This window comes from Pollutimonas bauzanensis (assembly GCF_900129885.1).
GTDB classification, from domain to species: domain Bacteria; phylum Pseudomonadota; class Gammaproteobacteria; order Burkholderiales; family Burkholderiaceae_B; genus Pollutimonas; species Pollutimonas bauzanensis.
Map to the genome: position 1 here is coordinate 315,552 of NZ_FQXE01000002.1, position 24,503 is coordinate 340,054.

Annotated in this window: 23 protein-coding genes; 5 read left to right on the top strand and 18 right to left on the bottom strand. The window is 59.9% G+C overall.

Features of this window, described 5'->3' with window-relative positions:
• Positions 1-46: 46 nt before the first annotated feature.
• The 13 genes from BUB23_RS04605 to BUB23_RS04665 form a co-directional block, all read right to left on the bottom strand.
• Positions 47-733, bottom strand: coding sequence for an XdhC family protein (locus BUB23_RS04605; RefSeq protein ID WP_073101923.1), 687 nt, complete (start codon positions 731-733; stop codon positions 47-49).
• Positions 730-2,148: a molybdopterin cofactor-binding domain-containing protein gene (locus BUB23_RS27660; protein WP_073101924.1), complete on the bottom strand. Its 1,419-nt coding sequence runs from the start codon at positions 2,146-2,148 to the stop codon at positions 730-732. Before BUB23_RS27660 ends, BUB23_RS04605 begins: the two co-directional genes overlap by 4 nt.
• On the bottom strand, positions 2,145-3,425 hold the full coding sequence (locus tag BUB23_RS27665) for a xanthine dehydrogenase family protein molybdopterin-binding subunit (RefSeq protein WP_073101925.1): 1,281 nt from the start codon (positions 3,423-3,425) through the stop codon (positions 2,145-2,147). Before BUB23_RS27665 ends, BUB23_RS27660 begins: the two co-directional genes overlap by 4 nt.
• Entirely contained in the window at positions 3,422-3,895 is a 474-nt protein-coding gene (locus BUB23_RS04620) for a (2Fe-2S)-binding protein (RefSeq protein ID WP_245801158.1), read from the bottom strand. The genes BUB23_RS27665 and BUB23_RS04620 overlap by 4 nt, the downstream gene beginning before the upstream one ends.
• 12 nt (positions 3,896-3,907) lie before the next feature.
• Positions 3,908-4,786, bottom strand: coding sequence for an FAD binding domain-containing protein (locus tag BUB23_RS04625; RefSeq protein WP_073101927.1), 879 nt, complete (start codon positions 4,784-4,786; stop codon positions 3,908-3,910).
• Between the two features lie 271 nt (positions 4,787-5,057).
• Positions 5,058-5,513, bottom strand: a complete 456-nt coding sequence (locus BUB23_RS04630) for a PNPOx family protein (RefSeq protein WP_073101928.1) — start codon at positions 5,511-5,513, stop codon at positions 5,058-5,060.
• Positions 5,514-5,526: 13 nt separating this feature from the next.
• Positions 5,527-6,144, bottom strand: a complete 618-nt coding sequence (locus BUB23_RS04635) for a UbiX family flavin prenyltransferase (RefSeq protein ID WP_073101929.1) — start codon at positions 6,142-6,144, stop codon at positions 5,527-5,529.
• Complete coding sequence (locus tag BUB23_RS04640) at positions 6,141-7,649, bottom strand: UbiD family decarboxylase (protein ID WP_073102174.1); 1,509 nt, start codon at positions 7,647-7,649, stop codon at positions 6,141-6,143. Before BUB23_RS04640 ends, BUB23_RS04635 begins: the two co-directional genes overlap by 4 nt.
• 229 nt (positions 7,650-7,878) lie before the next feature.
• Positions 7,879-9,207 (bottom strand): MFS transporter, encoded by a 1,329-nt coding sequence (locus tag BUB23_RS04645; protein WP_073101930.1) that lies wholly within the window; start codon positions 9,205-9,207, stop codon positions 7,879-7,881.
• Positions 9,208-9,309: 102 nt separating this feature from the next.
• Positions 9,310-9,705: a DoxX family protein gene (locus BUB23_RS04650; protein WP_073101931.1), complete on the bottom strand. Its 396-nt coding sequence runs from the start codon at positions 9,703-9,705 to the stop codon at positions 9,310-9,312.
• Between the two features lie 110 nt (positions 9,706-9,815).
• Entirely contained in the window at positions 9,816-11,069 is a 1,254-nt protein-coding gene (locus BUB23_RS04655; protein WP_073101932.1) for a M24 family metallopeptidase, read from the bottom strand.
• Positions 11,070-11,113: 44 nt separating this feature from the next.
• Complete coding sequence (locus BUB23_RS04660; protein ID WP_073101933.1) at positions 11,114-12,229, bottom strand: NADH:flavin oxidoreductase/NADH oxidase; 1,116 nt, start codon at positions 12,227-12,229, stop codon at positions 11,114-11,116.
• 191 nt (positions 12,230-12,420) lie between these two features.
• On the bottom strand, positions 12,421-14,436 hold the full coding sequence (locus tag BUB23_RS04665; protein WP_073101934.1) for a sigma-54-dependent Fis family transcriptional regulator: 2,016 nt from the start codon (positions 14,434-14,436) through the stop codon (positions 12,421-12,423).
• Positions 14,437-14,986: 550 nt separating this feature from the next.
• Between BUB23_RS04665 and BUB23_RS04670 the strand changes: the two genes are divergently transcribed.
• Positions 14,987-15,580 carry a TetR/AcrR family transcriptional regulator gene (locus BUB23_RS04670; RefSeq protein ID WP_073101935.1) on the top strand — a complete coding sequence of 198 codons (594 nt, stop codon included), beginning with the start codon at positions 14,987-14,989 and terminating at the stop codon, positions 15,578-15,580.
• Between the two features lie 65 nt (positions 15,581-15,645).
• Here the strand turns inward: BUB23_RS04670 and BUB23_RS04675 are convergent, their stop codons facing one another.
• From BUB23_RS04675 to BUB23_RS04685, 3 genes are all read right to left on the bottom strand, one after another.
• Complete coding sequence (locus BUB23_RS04675) at positions 15,646-16,428, bottom strand: MipA/OmpV family protein (RefSeq protein WP_084135741.1); 783 nt, start codon at positions 16,426-16,428, stop codon at positions 15,646-15,648.
• A 78-nt stretch (positions 16,429-16,506) separates the two neighbouring features.
• Entirely contained in the window at positions 16,507-16,755 is a 249-nt protein-coding gene (locus BUB23_RS04680; protein ID WP_143160884.1) for a hypothetical protein, read from the bottom strand.
• Positions 16,756-16,826: 71 nt separating this feature from the next.
• Positions 16,827-17,516, bottom strand: a complete 690-nt coding sequence (locus BUB23_RS04685) for an O-methyltransferase (protein ID WP_073101937.1) — start codon at positions 17,514-17,516, stop codon at positions 16,827-16,829.
• Between the two features lie 153 nt (positions 17,517-17,669).
• Between BUB23_RS04685 and BUB23_RS04690 the strand changes: the two genes are divergently transcribed.
• The gene (locus BUB23_RS04690; RefSeq protein WP_073101938.1) at positions 17,670-18,470 is read left to right on the top strand and encodes an AraC family transcriptional regulator; all 801 of its coding nucleotides are present in this window, start codon (positions 17,670-17,672) and stop codon (positions 18,468-18,470) included.
• Positions 18,471-18,510: 40 nt separating this feature from the next.
• Here the strand turns inward: BUB23_RS04690 and BUB23_RS04695 are convergent, their stop codons facing one another.
• Together BUB23_RS04695 and BUB23_RS04700 are read right to left on the bottom strand one after the other, a co-directional pair.
• Positions 18,511-19,503 (bottom strand): nitrilase-related carbon-nitrogen hydrolase, encoded by a 993-nt coding sequence (locus BUB23_RS04695; protein WP_073102176.1) that lies wholly within the window; start codon positions 19,501-19,503, stop codon positions 18,511-18,513.
• A 111-nt stretch (positions 19,504-19,614) separates the two neighbouring features.
• Positions 19,615-20,070: a MarR family winged helix-turn-helix transcriptional regulator gene (locus tag BUB23_RS04700; protein WP_073101939.1), complete on the bottom strand. Its 456-nt coding sequence runs from the start codon at positions 20,068-20,070 to the stop codon at positions 19,615-19,617.
• Positions 20,071-20,634: 564 nt separating this feature from the next.
• Here BUB23_RS04700 and BUB23_RS04705 point away from each other — a divergent pair.
• The 3 genes from BUB23_RS04705 to BUB23_RS04715 all read left to right on the top strand — a co-directional run bounded on the left by BUB23_RS04705 (position 20,635) and on the right by BUB23_RS04715 (position 24,495).
• Positions 20,635-22,161: a 4-hydroxyphenylacetate 3-hydroxylase family protein gene (locus BUB23_RS04705; protein WP_073101940.1), complete on the top strand. Its 1,527-nt coding sequence runs from the start codon at positions 20,635-20,637 to the stop codon at positions 22,159-22,161.
• A gap of 247 nt (positions 22,162-22,408) precedes the next feature.
• Complete coding sequence (locus BUB23_RS04710) at positions 22,409-23,590, top strand: CaiB/BaiF CoA transferase family protein (protein ID WP_084135743.1); 1,182 nt, start codon at positions 22,409-22,411, stop codon at positions 23,588-23,590.
• On the top strand, positions 23,587-24,495 hold the full coding sequence (locus tag BUB23_RS04715) for a branched-chain amino acid ABC transporter permease (protein WP_073101942.1): 909 nt from the start codon (positions 23,587-23,589) through the stop codon (positions 24,493-24,495). Before BUB23_RS04710 ends, BUB23_RS04715 begins: the two co-directional genes overlap by 4 nt.
• The last annotated feature ends 8 nt before the right edge of the window (positions 24,496-24,503 follow it).

The window sequence follows — 24,503 nt, forward strand, 5'->3', positions numbered from 1 at the left end:
TGGCGATTGCGCCTCTTCGATGGGAACAAGAACAGCGCCACGGCCATCACCCATAGCGGGCTTTGATGATCTGCGCAATGATCGCCACGGCCACTTCGGCCGGCGAGCGTCCGCCCAGGCTCAGGCCGATTGGCGCATGGATGCGCGGGATCGCGTCCGCGCATCCGGCCTGCGCCAGCCGCTCGACGCGTTTGGCGTGGGTCCGCGTACTCCCTAGCGCGCCAATATAGAAACAGGGGCTGCGCAAGGCCGCGATCAGCGCCGGGTCGTCGAGCTTGGGGTCGTGCGAGAGCGTCACGACGGCGGTCCGTGCATCGAGGCCGAGACCCGCCAGCGCTTCGTCGGGCCACGCCGTCGTCACCGTGACGTTCGGCAGCCTTTCCGGGGTTGCGAAGGCACGCCGCGGGTCCACGACGACTACCTCGAAACCCGCGATCGCGGCCATCGGAGCGAGGGCCTGGGTAATATGCACGGCGCCCACGACTATCAGTCGCGGCGCCTTGGCATAGCAACGCGCGAACAGCGCGCCGTCGGAAGACTCGAGCATGCCGCTCCTTTCGCCCCGCAGCCGCTCGCCAAGCTCCCGGCGCTGTACCTCGGCGAGTTCGAGGTCGCCGCTCACGACATGGTCGCAAACCAGCGCCTGTGCGCCGTCGGAGAGACGGGTCACGACAGACACTGCAAGCTTGGCTGCACGGCAGGCGATCAGGCGCTCGAACAGTTCCGCCTTCATTCAACCCGCTCCACGAACACCTGCACCCGTCCGCCGCATGCGAGGCCGACCTCCCAAGCCTGCTCGTCCGAAACGCCGAACTCCAGCAGACGGGGCTTGCCGTCGGCGATCGCATCCAATGCCTCGGAGATCACGGCACCCTCGACGCAGCCCCCGGAAACCGAGCCGACGAAGGCGCCGCCCTCTTCGACCGCCAGGTGGCTGCCCTCAGGCCGCGGCGACGAACCCCAGGTCTTCACCACCGTTGCGAGCGCCACCCCGCGGCCTTCGGCACGCCAGGCTTCAAGGCGCTGCAATAATTCAGACTCGGTCGAATAACCGTGCATGACGCGCTCCGGAAAGTGGCGAGTTTCAGACTTCGGGGGACTGCCGCCATTCGGCAACATGGCTGCCCGCTCTGGCCCCCTCCCCCACGGAATCGCGCCGCCGCCTCCATATTTCTCGTGAATCGCCTCGAGCACTTTCTCCGGCGTCGCGGGCAACGATGTGATACGAACCCCGACCGCATCGTAGATGGCATTGAGGATGGCCGGCGCCGTGGGAACCAATGCCGGCTCTCCCACACACTTCGCGCCGTAGGGCCCGGTCTCCTCCTCGGCCTCGACATGGACGAACTGGATATCGGGCACATCCATGCTGGTCGGCAGGAAGTAGTCCGACAGCGAAGGGTTCAACGTCTTTCCGTCCCGCAGCAAGACTTCCTCCGACAATGCCATACCTATCCCCTGCGCGATGCCGCCCGCGATCTGCCCTTCGACCAGCATGGGGTTGATGATCTTGCCGGAATCGTGCGCAGCCACCATCCGCTCGAGCGTCACCTCGCCCGTTTCGGTGTCGACTTCCACCTCCACCATTTGCGTGGCATAGACGAAGGTCGGGTAAACGATGCCCTGTCCATCGCGACGATTGTCTTTCATCCCCACGGGCTGGAAGGTGCCTTCGGCCCTCAAGGGGCCCTTGCCTCCCATCGCGTGTTCCGCCACGACAGAGAGGTCGACCGGCCCGGCCTGCCCCTTTCGGTCCCACGCCACGCCGAGTTCGATCTCGATGCGATCCTCGGCAATCCCCATGAGCTTTCGCGCCGCGGCCACAAGCACTTTTTGCAGCTCGACGGCAGCAAGCCGGACCGCATTGCCCTGCACATACGTGACGCGGCTCCCGACCGAACCGAAGTCCATCTCGGGGGCATAGTCGGAATCCCCGGCAACGACATCGATCCATTCGAGAGGAATGCCGACGGTGTCCGCTGCAATCTGCGCCAGCGCCGTCGAGGATCCCTGGCCGACGTCCGGCGAACTGACGTATATGGTCATCCTCGCGCTTCCATCCATTTGAACGCGCGCGGTGCTCGGATTGTCGCCGCCCGGACCTACCGGGTACCACATCACTGCCATGCCCACTCCGCGTTTCTTCATTGCGAAATCCTCCTTTCCCAGCCGAAGGCTTGCTTTGCCTTCAGCATGGTTTCCTTCAATGCGACGCTGGTTATGGTCTGCCCGGACGACGTCACATCGTTCTCGTCATATCCGTTGATCATGCGGAATTCAAACGAATCCATCCCCAGGCGCTCGGCAATGGTTTCCGTGTGGCTCTCCCAGGCGAAGCAGGCCTGCGGCACGCCGAATCCACGCATCGCGCTGGACACTGTGTTGTTCGTGTAGATCAGCAGCGATTCGACCCTGACGTTGGGCACCCGATAGGGGCCGATGCTCAAAAGGGTTCCTTTGCGTAGCGTGGCCTCGCCAAGCGCCGCATAGGCTCCAGTGTCCATATACATATTCACTTCCCGCGCGAGCAGCTTTCCCTCCGCGCTGACGCCGCTGCGGTAGCGCATCGTGATCGGATGGCGAACGGTGGAGGCAAAAAACTCCTCGTCCCGGGTAAACATGGCCCGCACCGGTTTCCCGGTCTTCAGCGCCAGGACCGCGCAAGCGGGCTCCACCCACGCATCGCTCTTTCCGCCAAAAGCGCCGCCTGAGGGCGTCGCAAGAATGTGGACGTCGGAAACATCCACCATCAAGGCGCGCGCAACGTCCGCGCGCATGGCGTATGGTCTGGAGCCGGGCGTATAAACCGTGACGCCCTTGCCCTCTTTCGGAACCACCACGGCAATTTGCGTTTCGAGCGCGCACTGCTCGACGATCTGGGTGCGATAGGTCTCTTCCACAACCATATGCGAGGCCGCAAACCCCGCATCGACATCGCCATGATCCAGGCGCCATGTTCCGAGAATATTGGTTTCGCCATGCAGAATCGGCGCATCTTTCTGCAGCGCCTGAAAAGGGTCGAAGACTGCAGGCAGGACCTCGTACTCCACGTCGATGAGTTCTATCGCCCTGGCCGCGGCCTCCGGCGTCGCCGCCGCCACCGCCGCCACGGGATCGCCCAGGTAGCGGGCATGCTCATTCGCAAGAATAGGCTGATCCTGGATGAAAGCCCCCATGCGGTTGAAGGGCACATCATCGCCCGTGATCACGGCGGCGACACCCGGCGCCGCCGCGGCGCGCAAAGTATCGATGCGCAGGATGCGGGCATGAGCGTGGCGGCTGCGGAGAAACTTGACATGGAGCATGCCCGGCAAACGGATATCCTCCGCATAGCAGATCTGGCCGGTCACCTGCTTGCCGGCATCGTGGCGCGGCACCCTGCGGCCGATTGCCTTCTGTGCATGCTCCGTGATGAGTTTATTCATCGCACTTCTCCTTGAATGCGCTTCGCTGCAGTCATGACCGCGTCTATGATTCCGAGGTATCCGGTGCAACGACAGAGGTTTCCGCTCAGCGCCTTCTTCACTTGCTCCCGTGTCGGATTGGGCGTTTCCTCCAGAAATGCCTTTGCGGCCAGCAGCATGCCGCTTCCGCAATATCCGCACTGCAAGGCGCTATGGTCGATGAAGGCCTGCTGCAGCGGATCGAGCTCGCCGTCCTGCGCCAGCCCTTCGATGGTCGTGATTTCCCGGCCCCGGATGGCCGGAGCAAGCACCAGGCAGCCATTCATCGGGACGCCGTCCAGAAGGACCGTGCAGGCCCCGCATTCGCCGCCATCGCACCCGTGCTTGGTACCGGTAAGGCCCAGGACGTCCCGCAGGAACATCACCAGGGTCATGTCCGGACGCGCCTCTTCCGTATAGGCTTTTCCGTTGACTTTGAACGAGATCTTCATTGGAAGCATTCCTTAGAATTGGCCGCTGGAACGTCTCACGGCCAGGGCGACCGCCCGCTCGGCCAGAGGCTTGAGGACACGGCGCCGGTGCATAGGCGAGGCCCGGATGGAGCCCTCGCGGGGCTCGGCGGCGGCAGACACCAGCGCCCCTACCTGCGCCAGCACTTCATCGCCCGGCCGCTTGCCTTTGAGAAACTCTTCCGCGGCAGGGACCCGGCAAGGGATGGGACCAGCCGATCCGAACGTGATCCTCGCGCTGGCGACGACGCCATCTCTCGTTGAAACAGCGGCGGCGACCGTCGCCACCGACAAGCCCGAGCCGCCGAACTTCGTGAGCTTGAAAAAAGCCGACCCCAGCGCCTGTTCCGGCTCGGGAAGCAGTATCTCCACGACAAGTTCATCGGCCTCGAGCGCCGTCCTGTACGGCCCGAGCAGGAATTTCTCGAGATCCATCTCCCGCTCGGCCTTCGGACCTTGCACCTTGACGCGGGCTCCAAAGGCAAGCAATGCAGGAACGAGATCGGCCGACGGCACTCCATGAGCCACGTTTCCACCAATCGTGCCGCGGTTCCTCACCTGGGGCTCTCTGATCGACGCAGACGCTTCCGCGAGAGCAGACCACCGCTCGCGCACCAGCGTCGATTGCGCGAGCCGGGAAAGCGGAACGGCAGCCCCGATGCGTAGCCCCCCGTCATGTCGTTCGAGAACCGCCAGATCCGCAAGCGCCGTCAACTCAATCAAAAAACCCTGTTGAATCTTGCCCCGCGTAATCATCGGAACGATCTCCGTTCCGCCGCTAATGAACTGCGCGGCATTCCCATACTTCCCGCGAAACGCCACCGCCTCCTCGATGCTGTACGGAACGAGATATTCAAACTTAGGTTCACCCATGTCATTCCTCTGTGCTATTTGGCAGTGCCACATGACTCGCCTCGGGTACCCAGCAATCATCGGGACAAGTTGGTCAGTCCGCAACCTACGTCAACAACCTAAGCATTATTCATGCCACCAATCATGCATATCTGCAACCTATTGATTTGACGTGAAAGTACAATCTATTTTGCCGATAAAACGGTCCCAGGAAAATCGGATCTCATCATCTTGAAACACTAGTCTCACCTTGCGACTCAGCATTGACCGAGGCATGTCCGGCAACGGAAGATCAGCAACCAAACCCGTCCCTGCGCCAATGCGTTTTTCTCCCGACGCCCATCGCGTTGTCCGTGAACTTCAACTCCTGGATCAGTATCTGCCACACCGAACTCCGCATGAGACGGACAATCGGGTGTCGCATGCTGTAGAGCTTATGAGCTGCTTCCTTGCTTTCTCCCGTCAATAGATGCGCATGTGCGGCGAACTGGACGCCCCGAATCTTTCGAATCAATGCCGGCTGGCGCGCGATCGTCCCGGCCACGCTCCGATTGCCAAGCATGGCCTGGCCATGCCGCGTATGCTCATCGCTCAGGATGATCAATGCGATGCTTTGTTCATCCAACGCATAGAAACAACTGGCCGCCCAAGGCTGGCCCTTCGACAGGGTCGCGAGCCCCACGACATGGTTGGCCAATAGGAATTTTCGGATACTGTCCGGCAATTCCGGTGGGTGCGGATCGTTCATGGCCTGGTGCGAATCAGTTGTATAGGCTCCTGACGGCGTTCGCCGCGGCCGGCCCGCTTGCTCCATGCGTGCCCTCCCAACGAACGAGTCCGGGCACGTTCAGGCCGAACAGATCAAGCGCCCGTCCCACGCTGTGAGTGATAAGCGCATCGAGGGTGGCGGGCCGCTGATACAGCGCAGGAACAGGTGGAAATACCACCCCGCCCATCTCGGTCACCAGCGCCATATTGCGAATATGACCAAGGTTGAGAGGAGTCTCCCGTGCCATCAGCACCAAACGCCGACGCTCCTTGAGCGTCACATCCGCAGCGCGGGTGAGCAGATTGTCGGACAGGCTATGCGCGATCGCCGCGAGTGATCGCATCGAGCAAGGTGCGACCAGCATCCCGATCGACGCGAACGAGCCGCTCGATATGGCGGCGCCGGGATTGGAGATCGAATGCACGACATCGGCGCAAGCCAGGACATCCTCGCGTGAAATACCAGTTTCCAGCGAACGCGTCAGCTCGGCTCCTTTCGACATGACCAGATGGGTTTCCAGATCCATGGCGCGGAGAAGCTCCAGCGCTTTCATCCCGTACTGGAAGCCTGAAGCGCCACTGATCCCGACAATGATGCGGCGCCTGCTCATGAACTGGCCCCTTCGCGCGTCCAGCCTGGAAGAAAGCGCCCGACGTCGACATCCAGGAATCGGGATCGCTGGAATTGCGCTTTCAGATGAAATGGAACGGTGCAGTCAAAGATTGTCTTGCATGACATCCCGATCGTCAGAATGCTGGGGCTATATTCCGGGATCTGCGACGGGTCCAGCGGGTGGCATCGCACCCCCGGTATGAAGACAGTGCTTACGTCTCCCTGATAACGTGTTTGCATGGCCCAGAGCACGTCGTCGGTGTCGAAGATATCCACATCCTCATCCACCAGGATCACATGCTTGAGTTCCGGGAAGGATGCGAATGCCAGCAGGGCAGCCTGGCGCTGACGCCCTTCATCCGCCGCGGATGATTTCTTGAACTGCAGGATCGCCAGGAACTTGCCGCCGCCCGCGGAATGCGCATATACGTTCTGAAGGCGGCCCGGCATGGCGCGTTCGACCATATCGAGAATGCTGGCTTCGGTCGGGATCCCCGCCATGTTCACGTGTTCCTCGCCGGCGCCGATCGTCGTCTGCAGAATCGGATTCCGGCGATGGGTCACGGCATGCACCTTGATCACCGGCAATTCGGCCTTCGCCTCTCCCGTATAGCCCGGAAACTCCGGCATGGCCTTGCCGGTATTCGTGTTCTGGTCTTCGCGCACGCGCAGGTCCGGCAGCAATTCGCCCTCGATCACGATTTCGGCGTGCGCAATCGCGCGGGCGTCAATCGTCAAGCAATCGGAAAGTTCGACCGCGCGCCCGCGTATCGCGCCAGCGATGTTCAGCTCGTCGAATCCCTGCGGCGTGGTGGGAGGCTCAAAACAAGCGGCGATCTCGATGGCCGGGTCGACGCCAATGCTGATGGAAATCGGCAGGGGCTCGCCTGCGGCTTCGGCTTTCTGGCGAAAGGCTTCAATATGCCGGCCAGGGGTCAGCCACATGGAAAGTTCGTCGCGGCCTTGCACACAGAGGCGATGAATCGTGATATCGCACTCCCCTGTTTCCGGGTCCGCGGCATAACACATGCCCATTGTGATGTAGGGGCCGGCATCCTCAGGAGTATTGGTCGGCGCGGGCAGGAGCGTATGCAAATCGAAACCAGGGTCGCTTGCCAGATGCACCACTTCCTGGCAAAGCGCCTTGTCCGCCCCCGCCACCGTGATCGGCGGCACCGGATTCCGGACCGCGTCCTTGAGCAGAAAGCCCAAGCGCTCCGGCTTGCACCCCAGCAGATATCCGACGCGCTGGCGCGTGGACAATAGTCCGATCGCCACGCGGAAGTCCGGAAATCCCTTGACATTGTTGAAGAGCATGGCCGGCCCCTTGCGCGTGGGACGCATGCAGGCGCCGCCCGCCCCGACATGGCGATAGACGCCGGAGATCTCGGCGTTCGCATCGATTTCAACGTCGGTGCTCAGGAGCTCGCCGGGCAAGGACTCCAGCAGTTCCAATGCCGAACGCAGATCCACCACCGCAATGTTCCGCTCAACTTCTGCCATGTTTTTTTTCGCCACGCGACTCTCCTTGCCGTGCTTGACAACCTGATCAACTATCTGTCCGGGTGATCGGACCGGAGTAATACCTTTTTAAGCGCGCCGCCCATACCAAAACAGTACGGGCGCTGCGTTCTATTTGAAATCGCGGATGATTTCGTACACTTCAGGAATATCCGCGCTCGGCACGCATGTGAAGCGGCACATGAGGATCAGATTCTTGCAGATGGCGGACTCAACCACCGGTCTTCGCCGTTGCCGGCCGATTGATCAAGATGGCAATCGCGGCGACGGCCGCAGGTACGGCCAGCGCCATGAAGATGTTCTCGAACCCCCAGCCCAGGCCCATCAAGACCCCGCCGATGGACGAGCCGAGGATGCTGCCGAGACGGCCGACCCCCAGCATCCAGCTCACACCGGTGGCCCGGGCCATTGTGGGATAGCAACTCGGGGCGTAAGCATTGAGACCGGTTTGAGCGCCGCTCAGGAAAAATCCAACGAAGCCGACGAGGAGCGCAATCCAGGCGGAGGTGACGCCGCTGATGCCGAGCAGGACCAGCGACACGCCACCGGCAAGATACGCCAGGGCGATGACCCGATTGGGGCGCGAGCGATCCATCGCCAATCCCACGAGGATGGCCCCGACCGTGCCCGCCAGCTGGAACATGGCGGTCACCTGCGCAGCACGTTCGATGGGCATGCCCGCTTCTTTCATCATGGTCGGCAGCCAGCTTGTGGCAAGGTAGATAATCAGCAGTCCCATGAAGTAGGTTATCCACAGGCTGAAGGTCCGCACTGCATAACCCGAGGCAAACAGAACGGCCAGCGGCTGCTTGCCCTGAGGCGCGTTTTCCCGGCAGACGAATTCATTGTAGCGGCCGAGATTCTCGCCACACACCCGCCCCAGAACCCGGGCGATTCTCTCCGGTCGGAATCTCTTGACTGCCATAAAACTGGCTGATTCAGGAAGAAAGAAATACAACAACGGCAGCATGATCAATGGCAGGACACCGCCAAACACCAATACCGCTTTCCAGCCGTAGTTCGGAATCAAGTAAGCCGCGACAAAGCCGATCAACGCCGAGCCCAGGTTGAATCCGGTAAACATGGTTGCCACGAGGAACGAGCGGGAACGTTCGGGCACATATTCGGTGAGCAGCGTCGAGGTGTTCGGCATGGCTGCGCCCAGCCCCAGTCCCGTCAAAAACCTGAGAAACGCCATCTGCTCCGGATTGGTCGCGTATGCAGTGAATACAGTGCAGATGCCAAAACATGCTACCGAGACGAGGAGTACCCGGCGGCGGCCAAACCAATCGGAGGAAGAGCCGGCAGCGAGTGCCCCAATTGCCAATCCAATCGGCGCGGCCCCCATGACGAAGCCGAAAGCCGGCTTGGAAACGTTCCACTCGGCCAGAATGGACGGGGCGATAAAGCCCATGATCGCGACGTCCATTCCGTCGATAGCGACGATCGCGAAACAAAGAACAGCCAGGACCCATTGATTCGCCGACATGCTGCGCCCGTTGATGAAGGCGCGAACGTCCAGCGTGGTTGAAGCATTCATTGCGTTGTCTCCGATTTTTTTTATAGGTTCAGCAATCCGGGCGTGCCAGAATAATCGGCGGAGCTTGAGGAACGGCAAGCAGCCAAGGCAAGCGCGCCATGTTCACACATGCCCCCAATGCAGCATCGCCACCGCCACGCAAGACAGCGCCCAGAAAATAGGGAACTCCATGCCATTGAGGTTCCACAGCCATTTCACACAGCTGTTGGCGAAACACACGGCGATCGCGGCTACCATCAAACTTGCCGCCGCGACGAGCGCGGCCCATTGCGTGTAGATGCCGAACAACAGCCCTATTGCAGCCACCAGTTCGACGACCATTGCGATTCTCATCCAGGCTCCCGCCGGCCTGAATCCGGCTGCCCTGAAGAATCCCAGCGCCGGCGGCGGATCGCCCACAATCTTGAAATAGATATGAGGAAAGAAAAACAGACCACAGATGACACGGAGCAGCACTGCGCCATTGGTGAAATCAAACGTTGAAATAGTGGGGGCCATACTTCCTCGCATATGAGATCGGCCGCATAGGCCTATGCCCGCTGCGGACACGGCGAAGCCGCGCCCGCAGTCCGGATGAACACCCTCCGAACTTTCGCCGCCCGGGAATCCTAGAAGACATCGCAACCGGGCAGACCGCAGGAAATCAAGCGGTCCGACGGGAAGTTGGTAATGACCTCGCAGCCATTCTTCGTCACTACCACTTCCTCTTCGATCCGCGCTGCGCCAGAGCCATCCGCTGCGCCCTTCCAGGTTTCGACCGCAAACACCATGCCTTCCTTGAGCACGGTATTCTGGCCCTGGAAACGGCGGCTGATGATTGGACGCTCCCACAGGCTCAAACCAATACCGTGGCCGTATTGCAGCAGGAATGCCTCGTCCTCGTTGGCATAGCCGAATTCATGTGCCGCGGGCCAGACGCTGGCCACTTCCTCGACGGTCGCGCCCGGACGGATGGCGTCGATCGAGGCACTGATCCATTTCGAGGCTGTCTCATATGCCTCGATCTGGTGCCTGTTCGGCTCGCCACACACAAAAGTGCGGTAGTAGCATGTCCGATAGCCGTTGAACGAGTGCATGATGTCCAGATAAATCATGTCGCCGGGCTGGATGATGCGGTCGGAGAACGTGTGCGAATGGGGAGTGCCGCGCGGACCGGCGACCGAATTCACGCACTCGACGCGCTCGGAGCCGAGGCGGAACAGCCGGTCGTTGGCAATCGCGACGAGTTCGTTTTCCCGCGCGCCAGGCCTGATAGCCTTGCAAATATCATAGTAGGTGCCATCCACCATCGACGCGGCGACCTTGAGGCACTCGATCTCGTCAGGAGTCTTGACCTCGCGGGCGTCAAGCATTGCCTGCTGGCCATCGACCACCTCAATGCCTTCCTGCTCCAGGGCGCGCAGCATGGGCAGTTCCAACAGATCTATGCCCAGCGGCTCCTTGTCGATACCGTAGTGCACGAGCATCTTCTTGATCTGTCGCGCAAAATCCTGTTGGGCCCCGACCTTCGGCGGCAAGGCTCCCTGCATGTTGCTGATCGGTGCGGCGGTGCGCTCGGCGATCCACGGCGAGCTGATGCGCTTGGCCGGCGGCGCCGGGTCCCACAGATAGGGCTCGCCATCGCGCGGGCAGAGTGCATAGCGGTCGAACTTGTCGCGAGCCCATTCGCCGATATGCGTGCCGGTCACATAACGCACGTTGTCGACGTTGAAGCAGAGCACGCCTCCCAGGCCTGCCGCTTTCACGGCCGCCTGGGCGCGTTCGAAACGCTCGCGCACCATGCGCGGGTAATCGATGGCACGCTCCCAGTCCTTGGCCATCGTGCCCCACCCCGCCGTGGCATGCGGTTGATTGTATTTCATGTGTGTCTCCTCGATGATATGTCGATGTCTTATGCTGGTCGTAGCTAGGCCGTCGCCTCCTGACGATCGGGGAAGAGTTGCGGACGCAACTTGGGATGGCACGGCATGGAACGGGGCGGATACGGCGCTTCGGCTCTAAGGCTTTCCGCCGCATGCCACGGGAATCGGGGATCCCACATCGCCCCACGCCCCATGCACACGAAATCGGCCTGCTCCGATTCGATGATTCCGGTGGCAAGAGGCTCGTCGGCAATCAAACCCACGACCATCACCTTGATGTCGGCTTCGGCCCGGATACGCTGCGCAATTTCAGCGTTGTAGCCGGGAGCCAGCGGAACCGCCTGTGTGGGATGAAGGCCGCCGCTCGAAACGTCGATGTAGTCACATCCCAACTTCTTGAGCTCCTTGGCGAAGATGGCAGTCTCATCGACGGTCCAGCCGCCATCCACCCAGTCGCAAGCGGAAACGCGCACCCCCATGGGTTTGTCCGCCGGCCATGCGGCACGCATCGCCTCAAAGGTTTCGAGCGCGAACCGCATGCGGTTCTCCAGGCTGCCGCCATATTCATCGGTACGCTGGTTGGCGAGCGGAGACAGGAATTGATGCGCCAGGTAGCCATGACCGGCGTGCATTTCGATGAGGTCGTAGCCGACGCGAAGGGCACGTTGAACTGAAGAAACAAAATCATCCGTGATTTGCCGGATTTCCATGCGGTTCAGCGCGCGCGGAATATGCCAGTCGGCGGCGTAGGGAATCGCCGAAGGCGCCACCGTCTCCCATGCCCCCTCTTCCGGCTTCAGCGCTTGGCCACCGAGAGCCGGCGGCTGTGTCGAGCCCTTGCGCCCCGCGTGGGCAAGCTGGATGCCCTGGGCGGCAACGCCGAATTTCTTGTTGAAATCTATCACCCGCTTCAGCGCCGCCTCGTTGTCATCGGTGCATAGGGTCGCACACTTGTGGGTGATTTTGCCGACCGCATTGACGTTCGTCGCCTCGGTCATGACAAGGCTGAATCCGCCAATCGAAAACCCTCCAAGGTGCATGAGGTGCCAGTCGTTCGCCGAGCCATTCTCCGAGATGTACTGGCACATCGGCGATACAACCAGGCGATTCTTGAGGGTCAGGCCGCGAAGCTCGGCGGGTGTGAACAGCACGTTATGCATCGTAGGTACCTCCTGTTAGTCGTTCAGATGCGATCCAACCCGACACAAAATGCCGGATTGTTTCCACTCTTAACAGAAGCAAAGCCTGTGCCAGTCCAGAACATCATGCAATCCATTGTTTTTATTGGAATTTAGCGGAACATGAAGTTTGTGGCGCGCGACACGGTCGTATCACGCGCCGTACATTCATCTCAATATGAGACTGTCTCTCTCCTGACCGTCACCGACTTGACGATGCCGTGCTGCTGCATGCGGCGATACACGGTGCTGCGGGAGAGTCCGAGCTTGTGCGCGACGAGATCGATATTGCCGTTGAACTCGTCAATGGCACTGCGGATCAGCTCCAGCTCTATGTCCCGCATCGATCGCGTATCGGCATTCGATGCCACCGGCATTTGCCGCTCAGCCTCCACACATTGCTTCTCGCGCATGCGGTATGTGAGATGCGAAGGCTCGATGACATTGCCCTCGGCCATGATGGCGCCCATTTCCAGTACGTTCTCGAGCTCGCGCACATTGCCTGGCCAGGGATAGTGGCGCAGCAGCTCAATCGCAACGGGCGACAGCGACAGGGCGGGCTTGCCGATCTTCTCGCCGAGCTTGTCGAGCAGGTGAAGAGCAATGAGCGGGATGTCACAGCTACGCTCGCGCAGCGGAGGCAGACTGAGTTCCACCACACTCAGGCGGTAGTAGAGATCCTGACGGAACTCGCCGGCACGGCTCTTGGCGTACAGGTCCTCGTTGGCGGCAGCAATCACACGCACGTCGATGCGAATCGGCTTGGTGTCGCCCAGGCGTGTGATGGTGTCTTCCTGCAACGCGCGCAGCAGCTTCGATTGCAGATCGAGCGGCATCTGGTTGATCTCATCGAGAAAGATCGTGCCGCCATCGGCCAGTTCAAGCTTGCCGACCTGCCCGCCCTTCCGCGCGCCGGTGAAAGCGCCATTGCGATAGCCGAAAATCTCCGACTCCATCAGCTCGCGCGGGATCGCCGCGCAGTTGAGAGCAACAAAGGGGCCGTTGCGCCGCTGGGAGCAGTTGTGGATGGACTGGGCGAACAACTCCTTGCCGGTTCCTGTCTCTCCCAGGATCAGGATGCGCGTATTCTGTCGCGCCGCAGTGCGCGCGAACTCGATTTGACGCAGCAGCGCGGGCGACTCGCCGACGATATCATCGAAAGTGAAAACCGCAGTGAGGCCGGAAAACTCCCGCACTCCGTTGAGGAATTCGCGCCGCTCGCGCAGTCCGAGAATCGCCCCCGTCACGACATCACCGTCGGAGTGCATCAGGTAGGGCGTGATGACGAAGTGGCCACGTCCGCCGGGCCGCTCCGAACTCACCTCGAAGGCAGCATTGTCGCCCCGCAGGGGCAGCAGATTGGCGAGTTCGGGATGTGAGGGAAAGAGCCGGACGATGGGCTTGCCTAGAATCTCGGTGGGGATGACGGAGAGGCTCTTGCAGGCGGCCGGATTGATGTTGGTCACCACGCCCGCCGCATCGATAGTTATGATCGCCTCGGAAATACTGCCCAGCACCGACGAGAGCAGGACATTGATGCCACGTTTCTCCTCGGCAGTTTCGCGTTCGCGCAATCGTTCACGGATCGCCTCGGCCGCCGAAATCACCATCCCCAGCGTGTGACGATGAGCCTGTGTGGTCTCGCCGGACAACGTCACTGTTCCAAGCAGCATCCCCTCGGGCGAAAACACCGGCGCGGCAGCGCAGGTCCAAAGATGATGGCGCACGTTCCAGTGTTCCGCGCCAGTAAGTTGCACTGCATGCTTCTCGATCAAAGCAAGGCTGATGGCGTTGGTGCCCGCCACCTCCTCGGCGCGCGAGCACCCTGGCACGTAGTTGTTGTCGCGCGCCATGGCAAGGATATCCTCATCACCGAAGACATCGAGCACCACCCCGCTGCGCTCAGTCAGTACCAGGATAAAACCGGTTCCTTTGACCGCCGTCTTGAGAAACTCCATGAACGGCAGGGCGGTTTCGATCAGGCTGCGGTTTTCCTCGCGCACCGCATCCAGTCGCCGCTGATCGAGCATCACCGGCAGCTTGGGCTCGCGCGGGTCAATACCCAGACTGCGGCAGCGCAGCCACGACCGCGCTACCTCGGGCCTCACCATCGTTTCGTCAACGCGACCCGTATCGATGACATGTTGCCAAGCAGCACTGACCGTGGCCAATGAAGTGTTTCTGCTCATGCTCTTTGCTCCTCGCACCCGACGGACGGTGAGATTGTTTTTATTCTTGCCTGCTCTCCCTCGCAGATACTAAACACAAAAGACGCATAACTCAAGCTTCGATACTCATCTCAATTTCAGTTTCATCCCCACCTTGCGTGTGTGCTTTGTCACTTGTGAATGCAGCATTGCAATGGCTTCTTGCGCGCGAGTTCGGACGCAGCGTCTTGCGAATTGATGGAGATCAAGAAAGGAAGTCGCTCGACACTAAGTTCAATGCATCACCCTGCAGCGTGGCGCGCCATCGACCTGCTTGAGCGTTTCGCGCGCGTCACCGACACGGACCGCCATTCGCAATCTTGGCGAGTGCAAGCACACACTCCGCACGGCCCGACCGGCATTATCATTCGGTGCATCCGCGCATACGCGGAAACATCGCAGGCTGATGTCCGATGCCTCTTGCGATAAACTGGCGGCTCGGTCGTTGAGAACCCTGGGCAGAGGTTCTAAGATACGATCCCGCATCCTGCTGGCGTACACTTGCTAAAAAGGCTACCTGGAATCGAGATGTATGCGCACATCTAGCACTGTCAAAACCCGGCGCCGTGGCGCCGATCTCGAACGCGCGATCATTGAAGTCGCCTGGGCCGAATTGCTCGACCGTGGATATGCCGGATTGACCATGGAGGCGGTAGCGGCTGGCGCCCTTACGAGCCGCTCGGTGCTGGCCCGGCGCTGGGACGGCAAGGCCGCGCTTGCTCTCGCCGCGATCCGCCACCAGTTGGCCAAGCACCCGCTGGCGGTTCCCGATCGCGGCAATCTTCGGACGGAGCTTCTGGAGTACCTGGATCGCGTCAGTGATCTCGCTGCGATCATCGGCGCGATCTTCTCTTTGCTATCGAACGGGGCTTTCAGCGAGACCTATGCTTCGCCCCAGGAGTTGCGCCAGGCCTTGAATGGAGACAGAACGGACAGCCTGGCCCTGATCCTGCGCCGCGCCGCGGACCGCCACGAGATCGACCCTGCCAAGCTCTCGCCTCCTATCGAAACGCTTTTGAACGACCTCATCCGGCATCACATCTTGATGAACAGGTCCGCCCCGCCAAAGGACTTGCGCGCAGCCTGGGTCGACGCGATCTTCTTGCCGCTGGTTCGAACCGGTTGAGCTTGCGTTGCCCGAGGTAATCGGCAAGGCATGGACCCACCGGCAACGGCGCAGGCCCGGGTGATTCAAAAGGTATAGGCCACTCCGGCCATGGCCTGCAACTGCGACTTGCGCTCGACCAGCGGACTGTCGGCCGCGTCGCCCAGCAGGCGGCTGGCGCCGACCGCGCCAGACACGCTCCAGTCCTTGGTCAGCTCGTAATTGACCGCGAGGCGCAGCGAGACGTCCTTGAAGCCTGCCGAGGGACGGTACTGCGCCAGGCCGGAAGCGGCGGACTGCCCCGCATTCACGCCGAAGTAGCTGTCCATGTACTTGGCGTTAGCCCAGTTCACGGAGACGCTGGGAATGAGCTTCAGCCGTTCAGTCAACGTATAAGGATATGACACACGCGCATTGGCGACCAGGCCGCGCTCACTCTTGGTGATCGCCTGCGTGGCGGACAGCGTGGCCACCGCGCCCGCCACCCGCGTGGAAACGAAAAGACGCCCGCCCAGCGCGTCGGACAACTTGCCGATACCGTCTGGCACGTCGCTATCCCGATAACCCTTCATCCAGTTCACGCCCGCGCCCATCGTGAAGCGAGAGGTCTGGACGATGTTCAAGCCGATGCCGTCGCCGGTCCTGGCGAAAAAGCGCCCTTTCTGGAAATCGATCAAAGGGACCGGCCGTACGCGATATTCGTCCGAACCCTCGAAGCGAGGAATGACCGCCGCCCCCGCGCCTATCTTCAGCCGGTCGCTTTCCGCGGCATGCGCGCCTCCCGCCGTTGCAAGGCCGAACATGGCAAAGACAATGCCGCATTGCAGGTAACGGCCCGGGCAAGCAGGGATGAGGGCAAATCGATTCATACTGGTCTCCAGACATTAAGATACATTGGCGAATCTTAATGTCTGGCTCAGCGATCCGTCAAGATACATTTATGTATCTTATTTATGACCGATTTGTGACGCCGCCATATAAGGCCTCGCCCGATATCCCCGAACGCGACGCTCCCGCCACGTGATGATCTTTGGCACAGCCGGGGCGAAGTAGGCCTTGGTCTGGCGCTTCAATCGTAAAGCGCCAATTTTCTTGAGGACGCGATGCAGTTGCTGCAGTGTGACGATCGAGAATTTCGGATTGACCATCTCAACGGATTCGACACGCGCCTGGCGCGTGAACAGTTTGATGACCATGGACTCCACTATCCCCGCGCGTTTTCCCGCAGCCGGCACCGTCACGGGAGAAAATGGGTTCGGTACCTGACTCATCGCGTCACCACGGTTAGCTCATTGCCTCGCCCGGGATCTTGCGCCATGGGCTGGGACAGATAGCCATTGCGCGGATCACGGACGTACTGGATATAGCCCGATGCCTGCTCGAACGCATTTTCGCCAACGATCAGCGCGCCGGTCTTCAGCCGCGGCTCCAGCAGTTTCAGCACATCCAGATAAAGGCTGAACGCGCCGTCGAGCAAGACCAGGTCCAGACCGCCATCGACCTGTTTGAGGGTTTCGCGCGCGTCACCGACACGGACCTCCGCCAGATCGTCCAGGCCTGCAGCTTCAAGATTTTCGCGCGCCCGCGCCGCTTTCGCCGGTTCCAGTTCGGTACCGATCAACGTTCCGCCGCCATTGTCGCGCAAGGCCGCGGCGAGATAGATCGTGGAAATTCCCATAGACGTGCCGAACTCGACGATATGTGTCGCCTTGCAAGCGCGCGCGGCGATATAGCAAAAGCGCCCGAACTCGGGTGTAACGTTCAGGAAATTGCCGGCCAGGCCCCCATACAGCGCCTTCAGATCTTTTGCCTCTTGCTCCAGTATCTGGCCAATCATCTGCTCTTGCGTGGCGCCCTGGCTGCTGTAGGCCTCAATGAGCTGGCGATCCGCGGCTTCGGCGTCCCGATGAAGCCTTGCCAGAACATCGGCCACGCGGCCGGTCGATAGTGAATCCATGCTCGTTCTCCATAAAAAGAAAGGCGCGACCGAGGGTTAGGCCGCCTGTATTGAGAAAGATTATCATTCACATAATCTGGCCACAATACGAAAAAATGACATAACATTCGGATATCTGGCCATATTGCCATTCACCGTCAAAAGGGGCTGTCGATGCCTATCCTGGAAGGCGTGCCCGAGTCGTACGCGGATCCCGACGAAGTGCCGCGCCCCATGACATTCATCGGCTTCAGCGGGGTCACCAATGGGATGGAGTCCACCTTCCATCAGCACCGCAAGGCGCAGTTGCTGTTCGCCATGCGCGGCGCGGTGACGTGCGAAGCATCACAAGGCTTGTGGATCGTTCCGCCGCAATGCGGCATCTGGATTCCCGGCGGCACGCCGCACAACGTCAATGCCGTGGGCACATTTGAAGGCTACATGGCGTACGCCGAACCGGACGTGGTGCCCCTGCCATCGCGGACGTGCTGCGCGGTGTCGATATCGCCCTTGCTGCGCGAACTGCTGATCCGCTGCGCGGCGCTTCCCCTGCTCTATCCGCTGGGCGGCGCCGAGTCGCATCTGGTCACCGTGGTGCTCGATGAGCTTGCCGCCGCGCCCGTGGAGAGCCTGCATCTGCCGATGCCGGCGGATGCCCGGGTGCGCAAGATCGCCGCGATGCTGATGGCCGACCCCTCAGACCGCGCCACCCTGCAGGACTGGGCCGGGCGCGTCGCGGTGAACGAGCGCACCCTGGGCCGCATTCTGCTGCGCGAGACCGGGATGAGCTTCGGACGCTGGCGTCAGCAGCTTCATATCGTTCTTGCCTTGAAATGGCTTTCACAAGGCATGTCCGTGCAGTCGGTCGCCGCCGACCTCGGCTATCAAAGCAGCGGCAGTTTCGTCACCATGTTCAAAAAGGCGCTCGGCAAATCGCCGGGCCGCTATTTCCTGGATCACAAAGGGAGCAGATGAGCCGATGACGCTTACTGCCCTCGGATGCCCGGCGCACCGGTCAAACGGTCTCTGCCGTCCGGTCATCTTTTTCCTCGACTGCGGCGGCTTGCGGATGCGCGGCACGTTCGTGGACATGTGAGGCCGGTGTCCTGTCGATCAGCAGGCTCAGCAATTCGGGGCGGCTATAGTGGCCGCGGGAATCCATCAGTTGCTTGCGCTGGCCGATCAGGGAGAAATCCAGGTCTGCAATCACCTCGCCTTCACCCGAACGCAATGGCTCGCCCAGCAATTGACCTTCGGGCGAGACAATGGCGGTGAAGCAGCCGCTGGAAATCGGGCCGATATTGCAGCCCGTGTCTTCCATGATCCGCGCTTGCTGGCCGGCATCGAGCCAGGCGGTGGCGTTCACGACGAAACACGCGGATTCCAACGCATGCTGGCGGATGTTGACCTGCATCTGCTCCGCAAAGAGATCTCCCGCGAATGAACCGGGATACATCGCCGAGTGTATCTGCTCGCCGTCCGCCATAAGGGCGTAGCGGGCCAAGGGGTTGTAGTGCTCCCAGCAGGCCAATTGGCCGATACGGCCGACCGCGCTGTCGACGGCGCGCAGCCCCGAGCCATCGCCCTGGCCCCATATCATCCGCTCATGGAAGGTGGGCGAGATCTTGCGGCGGCGCTGGATCAGCGTGCCGTCCGCATCGAACAGCAGCTGGGTGTTATAGAGCGTGCCGCCATCGCGTTCGTTCACGCCGATGGACACGACCATTGCGGCCTGCTTGCAGGCCTCCCCGATTGCGTGCGTCGTTGCCGACGGCACCGTAACCGATTGATCCAGCAGGGTGGGGAATTGCTTGCCGACCTTGATGTCGTAGGCGGATTGAACGAAGGAGAAATAGGGATAGTACGGCACAACGGTTTCCGGGAAGGTGGCGAACTGAACGCCCTGCCGGCCCAGCTCGAGAATTTTCTGGATCACCTTGTCCACAGTGCCCTGGCGGCTATAGAGCACGGGGCTGATTTGTACGGCTGCGGCTTTGACGATAGTCATGGCATATATCCTTGAGAGATTGATAAGGTCGCGGTATGCGATACCGCGTCGGTCAAAAAAGAAATCCTTCTCGCCCACATATTGCATATACAACATAATATGAAAAAAAATTCAGGGCTCCAGATGCTGGGCGATTCCAAGAATCGCCGCCGCTCCCTGCTTTCCCAGAACCTCATTTGCCTGGCTCTGGGCCGAACGCCAAGCCGGCGCGGCGCTTTGCAGCAAGGCATGGCCCGCGGCCGTCACCGCCACCGGCCTGCTTCGCCCTTGCACCAGGGTGGGGACTTCTTCGATCCAGCCCTCCGCAAGCATGATTTGCAAGTTGCGCGTCAGCGTCGATCGCTCCTGGTGGTTTTCACGCCCAATGTCGGCCCGGCTTGCCGGCCCGATGCGGCTGATCAGCACAAGCAAGGTGAACTGGGGCGAATTGACACCGAAAGGCCGAAGCGCCTGATCGTAGATGCTGGTCAGTATCCGCGACATGCGGCGTGTCCGTGTAAGCAGACACTTGCTTTCAATCTCGCGAACCAATTCCTGGCTGCTCGTGGCATTCTTTATCTGTTTCATGGCGAGTATTATGATGTATATGCAACATATTATCAAGCCGCACTATAAAAAAAGTCGCGCCGTGCCGAATCGACAGGAGGAAATAAGAGGCAAGCACCCAGAAGTCATCTGGAGACAGCTCCGGCTGAATCATGGGCTTTGCGATACGCCGCCGGCGTCACGCCCACGAGCTTGGTGAAGGCTCGGCGCTTCCTGAATGGCAAAATCCCCAAGGTAATGCGAAGTCCTTGAGAACGATGTAATCCTGCTCTCCTGGCCGGCCTTCCAGGTTCCGCCACGATGAGCTTCCTGTCGCTGAGCTGGACGGAGTGAAGAAGTATGCATAATGGCTTCCGGCTAGGTGATATATCTATTTGAAGACTGTGGATACCGGTTTTGGCCGCATCGTATGCGCGCCGATAGTCGACAGAACCTTGCTTTGCCCTGGCAACTGAAGGAAAAGGTGCCAAGAGAAGTCATTTATCGTCCTATGTTCTGCTCGCCGTCCAGCCATAGAATGGCCCGAGACACCGCCTTTGGAATGCAATTTCAGCTGTCCAGGAGTGTCTGCTACGGAGGATAGTCATGCTAGTAACAAGTGACTTGCGGGAACGCGAAGAAACAGCAAGCGCACGATGGTCGCGCTTTCATCCAATAGTGACTGGCGAGGATTATCTCGACAGCCTCAGAAATCGGGACATTGACCTCTATCTCTTTGGCGAGCTGGTGGAGAATCCTGTCGATCACCCCATTATCCGGCCGTCCATGAATGCGCTGAAGGCTACCTATGATCTTGCCACTGAAGATCCCGAACTGGCAACAGCAGAGTCGCCGTTGATTGGCCGCCGGGTCAACCGATTTCTGCACCTTGTCGAGTCCGCTCAAGACATCGTGATGAAAAACCGCATGCAGCGCCGCCTTGGACAAATTACCGGTACCTGTTTTCAGCGCTGTGCCGGCCTGGATACAATCAGCGTGCTCCATTCGATCACATACGAAATCGATCAGAAACACGGCACGTCCTATCATGATCGCTATATCGAATTCATGAAGCTGGCCCAAGCGAATAACATCATCATTGGGGCAGGAATGACAGATCCCAAGGGCGATCGAAGCAAGCGGCCGAGCGAGCAGGACGATCCTGACCTATTCATGCATGTAACGCGACGCACTGATACCGGGCTGTATGTGACGGGAGCCAAGGCGCACATGACCGGAGGCTTCAATTCGCACTGGATTTGCGTCATGCCGACAATGAACCTGAGCGAGACCGATCGGGACTACGCAGTAGTCGGCCTTGTGCCCGCTGACGCGGCGGGCCTGACATACATCTATGGCCGGCAATCGTGCGACATGCGGGCGATGGAATCGGGCGACGTCGACAAGGGCAATGCAAAATTCGGCGGGCAAGAGGCGTTGGTGGTATTCGATAATGTATTCATTCCATGGGAGCATGTCCTGATGGATGGGGAATACGAATTTGCTCAAGAAATGGTGGCGCGCTTTACCGCCTACCACCGGGCAAGCTATGTCTGTAAAACCGGCTTGGGGGACGTGCTGATAGGGGCTGCCGCGACCGTTGCGGAGTATAACGGCGTGGAGAATGCTTCGCACATCAAGGACAAGCTGGTCGAAATGACCCATCTCAACGAGACGATTTATTCTTCGGCAATAGCCTCTTCTTACGAAGCCAAGCCGCTTGCATCGGGGATCTACATGAACGATGCAATGCTCGCCAATGTTTGCAAGCAAAACGTAACGCGCTTCCCTTATGAATTATCGCGCCTGGCCCAGGACATTGCTGGCGGCCTCATGGTCACGCTGCCCTCACAACAGGACTTCGAAAACGAGGTGACAGGCCCGCTGCTCAAAAAATATCTTAAAGGCCGCTCCAATGTTCCGGTGGAACATCGCGCCCGCCTTTTGCGCTTGATCGAAAACATGACTTTGGGACGCAACGCCGTCGGCTACCTGACCGAATCAATGCACGGCGCAGGTTCGCCGCAGGCGCAACGCATTCATATACATCGAATAATGAATATCGAAAAGAAGAAAGGCTACGCCAAGGGTCTGGCCGGTGTAAGCGCCCACGCATCGGCTGAAAAAAAATAGTCCTTTGCATTGATCATACACGGGCCCCGCACGCTTTCGCGGCTACGTCCATTTCATTCAAACATCACTTCAAGCGCGGCTGCAGTCACCGAATCGATATGGTGGCTGCAACAATCTGCGCCCTGCGGCGCGCTACGCGTGATCGATTCAGTGCATTTTTGCGTCGTTTTTGGCCCTCGCTCCTTAATGGGCCCGGCGTTAGAATCGATGCAATACAAAAAAGTAAAAAAGAAAGGAGACAAAACAAGTGGGAACGTTGAGCGGTCTGACAGTTATAGAAATGGCAGGGCTGGGCCCGGCGCCTTTTTGCGCGATGATGCTGGCCGATCTGGGCGCGCGCGTGATTCGTATAGAACGCCAAGAAGCTCGAGACAGCCAATACAATGTTCTGCTGCGAAACCGCGAATCCATCGTAATCGACGCCAAAAAGCCCGAAGGTCGAGATCTCGTTCTCGATTTAATCGAAAAGGCAGATATTCTGATCGAAGGCTTTCGGCCCGGAGTCATGGAGCGCTTAGGCCTGGGCCCCGACAAATGTCTCGAACAGAACCCCCGTCTTGTGTATGGGCGCATGACAGGCTGGGGGCAAGAAGGCCCGTTGGCGCGAACCGCCGGCCACGACATCAATTACATTTCGCTGGCGGGCGTTACCCACTCCATGAGTCGGCCGGGCGAACGGCCACGACATCCTCTGAACCTCGTAGGGGATTATGGCGGCGGCGGAATGCTGCTCGCCTATGGCTTGATGGCCGGAGTGTGGGAGGCCCAGCGCACAGGCATGGGCCAGGTAATCGATTGCGCAATGGTCGATGGCGCGTCCACACTGCTCGCCGAATGCTATACCTTTTCCGCGCAAGGAAAATTTCAGGGGGACCCCGGCACCCATCTGCTGGACGGGGGAGCGCATTTTTATAATTGTTATGAAACCCTGGACCGGAAATATGTTTCTGTCGGTCCGCTGGAAGCCAAATTCTATACAGAGTTCTTATCCCGCCTCGGGATCGACGATCCCGGCTGGCTGGATCAATACGATGAAGATCAGTGGCCTGTGCGCCGCGAACAGCTGGCAGCCTTATTCAAGCAGCGAACTCGCGATGAGTGGTGTGCGCTGCTTGATAGCGCGGAGGTCTGTTTTGCACCCGTATTGGCCTTTGCGGAAGTCGCGGATAATCCGCACATCAAAGCCAGGCGAACCCTGATCGAAATCGACGGCGTCGTCCAGCCCGCCCCTTCCCCGCGGTTCAGCCGCACGGCATCGGCCGTTCCGCACCCTGCCCGGCTGCCCGGGCAAGACACTCGGGCCATCCTGGCCGGCTTCGGTTACGAAGACGATCGAATATCAGGCCTGTTCGACAATGGTGTTGTCAATGGGCCTGCCATGGAAGGCCAGTCCCAATCTCATCACAGTACAGCTGGAGCGCGTCAATGACGATAACCACGATTATGCTGGGCGTAGTGACGGGGCTTGCCCTGGCAAGCATCTATATTCTGATATCCGTGAGCTTCACCATCATTCTGGCGGCCAGCGGCGTATTCAACTTCGCGCAAGGCACCATCGTGATGATGGGGACGATCCTGGCCTTCATTCTGGGTGTGCACTTGGGCTGGGCGCCTTTGATCACCGCCGCCGCGACGGCAGGCGTCGGCATCGTGGCCGGCCTGCTGACGCACTTCATCGCGGTATTGCCCGCGATGGGACGAACGCGGTCTTTCTCGCATACGACCATGCTCACGACTATCGGCTTGGCCACCGCGGCGAACTCGGCCGTATCCATTCTCTTTGGCAGCGACTCCCATCGCGTTCCATCTTATGTCTCAGATGATCCTCTTTTCCTTTTCTCTATTCCCATCCGGCCGATCTATCTGGTGATGATCGCCACTGGCATAGCGGTAACGATACTGGTCGAGTGGGTGGTCAGGCGTACTTCAGTGGGCCATATCTTCCGCGCCACGCTCGAAGATCCGGAATGCGCCCAGCTTTTTGGCATCAATACAGGAAAGATTATCGCAATCGCTTTTGGAATCGCGGGCGGCATGTCGGCTTTGGCAGGCTTGCTGATTGCGCCCGTGATCGCTGCATCGGCATATTCCGCGCAAGAGCTTACGTTCTATGGCTTTGCCGGCATGGCGTTGAGCGGTTTCGGCAGTTTCGCGGGGGCGCTCTTCGGCAGCGTGATCGTCGGACTCATCAGCGGGATAGTGCCCGCAGTGGCGAATCCGCATCTTGCGCTTCCTCTCATCTGGCTGGTCGTCGTCGTGGTGCTGCTTGTCAAGCCATCGGGTCTCTGGGGAACGGCTGGCTTGTTCGGCTCTACGCGGATTCGCGAGGTTTGACGGCAAAC

What these genes read in the sequence shown, in the direction of transcription:
- BUB23_RS04605 (WP_073101923.1), bottom strand. Translation starts at nt 733, where the DNA reads ATGAAGGCGGAACTGTTCGAGCGCCTGATCGCCTGCCGTGCAGCCAAG.
- BUB23_RS27660 (WP_073101924.1), bottom strand. Translation starts at nt 2,148, where the DNA reads ATGAAGAAACGCGGAGTGGGCATGGCAGTGATGTGGTACCCGGTAGGT.
- BUB23_RS27665 (WP_073101925.1), bottom strand. Translation starts at nt 3,425, where the DNA reads ATGAATAAACTCATCACGGAGCATGCACAGAAGGCAATCGGCCGCAGG.
- BUB23_RS04620 (WP_245801158.1), bottom strand. Translation starts at nt 3,895, where the DNA reads ATGAAGATCTCGTTCAAAGTCAACGGAAAAGCCTATACGGAAGAGGCG.
- BUB23_RS04625 (WP_073101927.1), bottom strand. Translation starts at nt 4,786, where the DNA reads ATGGGTGAACCTAAGTTTGAATATCTCGTTCCGTACAGCATCGAGGAG.
- BUB23_RS04630 (WP_073101928.1), bottom strand. Translation starts at nt 5,513, where the DNA reads ATGAACGATCCGCACCCACCGGAATTGCCGGACAGTATCCGAAAATTC.
- BUB23_RS04635 (WP_073101929.1), bottom strand. Translation starts at nt 6,144, where the DNA reads ATGAGCAGGCGCCGCATCATTGTCGGGATCAGTGGCGCTTCAGGCTTC.
- BUB23_RS04640 (WP_073102174.1), bottom strand. Translation starts at nt 7,649, where the DNA reads ATGGCAGAAGTTGAGCGGAACATTGCGGTGGTGGATCTGCGTTCGGCA.
- BUB23_RS04645 (WP_073101930.1), bottom strand. Translation starts at nt 9,207, where the DNA reads ATGAATGCTTCAACCACGCTGGACGTTCGCGCCTTCATCAACGGGCGC.
- BUB23_RS04650 (WP_073101931.1), bottom strand. Translation starts at nt 9,705, where the DNA reads ATGGCCCCCACTATTTCAACGTTTGATTTCACCAATGGCGCAGTGCTG.
- BUB23_RS04655 (WP_073101932.1), bottom strand. Translation starts at nt 11,069, where the DNA reads ATGAAATACAATCAACCGCATGCCACGGCGGGGTGGGGCACGATGGCC.
- BUB23_RS04660 (WP_073101933.1), bottom strand. Translation starts at nt 12,229, where the DNA reads ATGCATAACGTGCTGTTCACACCCGCCGAGCTTCGCGGCCTGACCCTC.
- BUB23_RS04665 (WP_073101934.1), bottom strand. Translation starts at nt 14,436, where the DNA reads ATGAGCAGAAACACTTCATTGGCCACGGTCAGTGCTGCTTGGCAACAT.
- BUB23_RS04670 (WP_073101935.1), top strand. Translation starts at nt 14,987, where the DNA reads ATGCGCACATCTAGCACTGTCAAAACCCGGCGCCGTGGCGCCGATCTC.
- BUB23_RS04675 (WP_084135741.1), bottom strand. Translation starts at nt 16,428, where the DNA reads ATGAATCGATTTGCCCTCATCCCTGCTTGCCCGGGCCGTTACCTGCAA.
- BUB23_RS04680 (WP_143160884.1), bottom strand. Translation starts at nt 16,755, where the DNA reads ATGGTCATCAAACTGTTCACGCGCCAGGCGCGTGTCGAATCCGTTGAG.
- BUB23_RS04685 (WP_073101937.1), bottom strand. Translation starts at nt 17,516, where the DNA reads ATGGATTCACTATCGACCGGCCGCGTGGCCGATGTTCTGGCAAGGCTT.
- BUB23_RS04690 (WP_073101938.1), top strand. Translation starts at nt 17,670, where the DNA reads ATGCCTATCCTGGAAGGCGTGCCCGAGTCGTACGCGGATCCCGACGAA.
- BUB23_RS04695 (WP_073102176.1), bottom strand. Translation starts at nt 19,503, where the DNA reads ATGACTATCGTCAAAGCCGCAGCCGTACAAATCAGCCCCGTGCTCTAT.
- BUB23_RS04700 (WP_073101939.1), bottom strand. Translation starts at nt 20,070, where the DNA reads ATGAAACAGATAAAGAATGCCACGAGCAGCCAGGAATTGGTTCGCGAG.
- BUB23_RS04705 (WP_073101940.1), top strand. Translation starts at nt 20,635, where the DNA reads ATGCTAGTAACAAGTGACTTGCGGGAACGCGAAGAAACAGCAAGCGCA.
- BUB23_RS04715 (WP_073101942.1), top strand. Translation starts at nt 23,587, where the DNA reads ATGACGATAACCACGATTATGCTGGGCGTAGTGACGGGGCTTGCCCTG.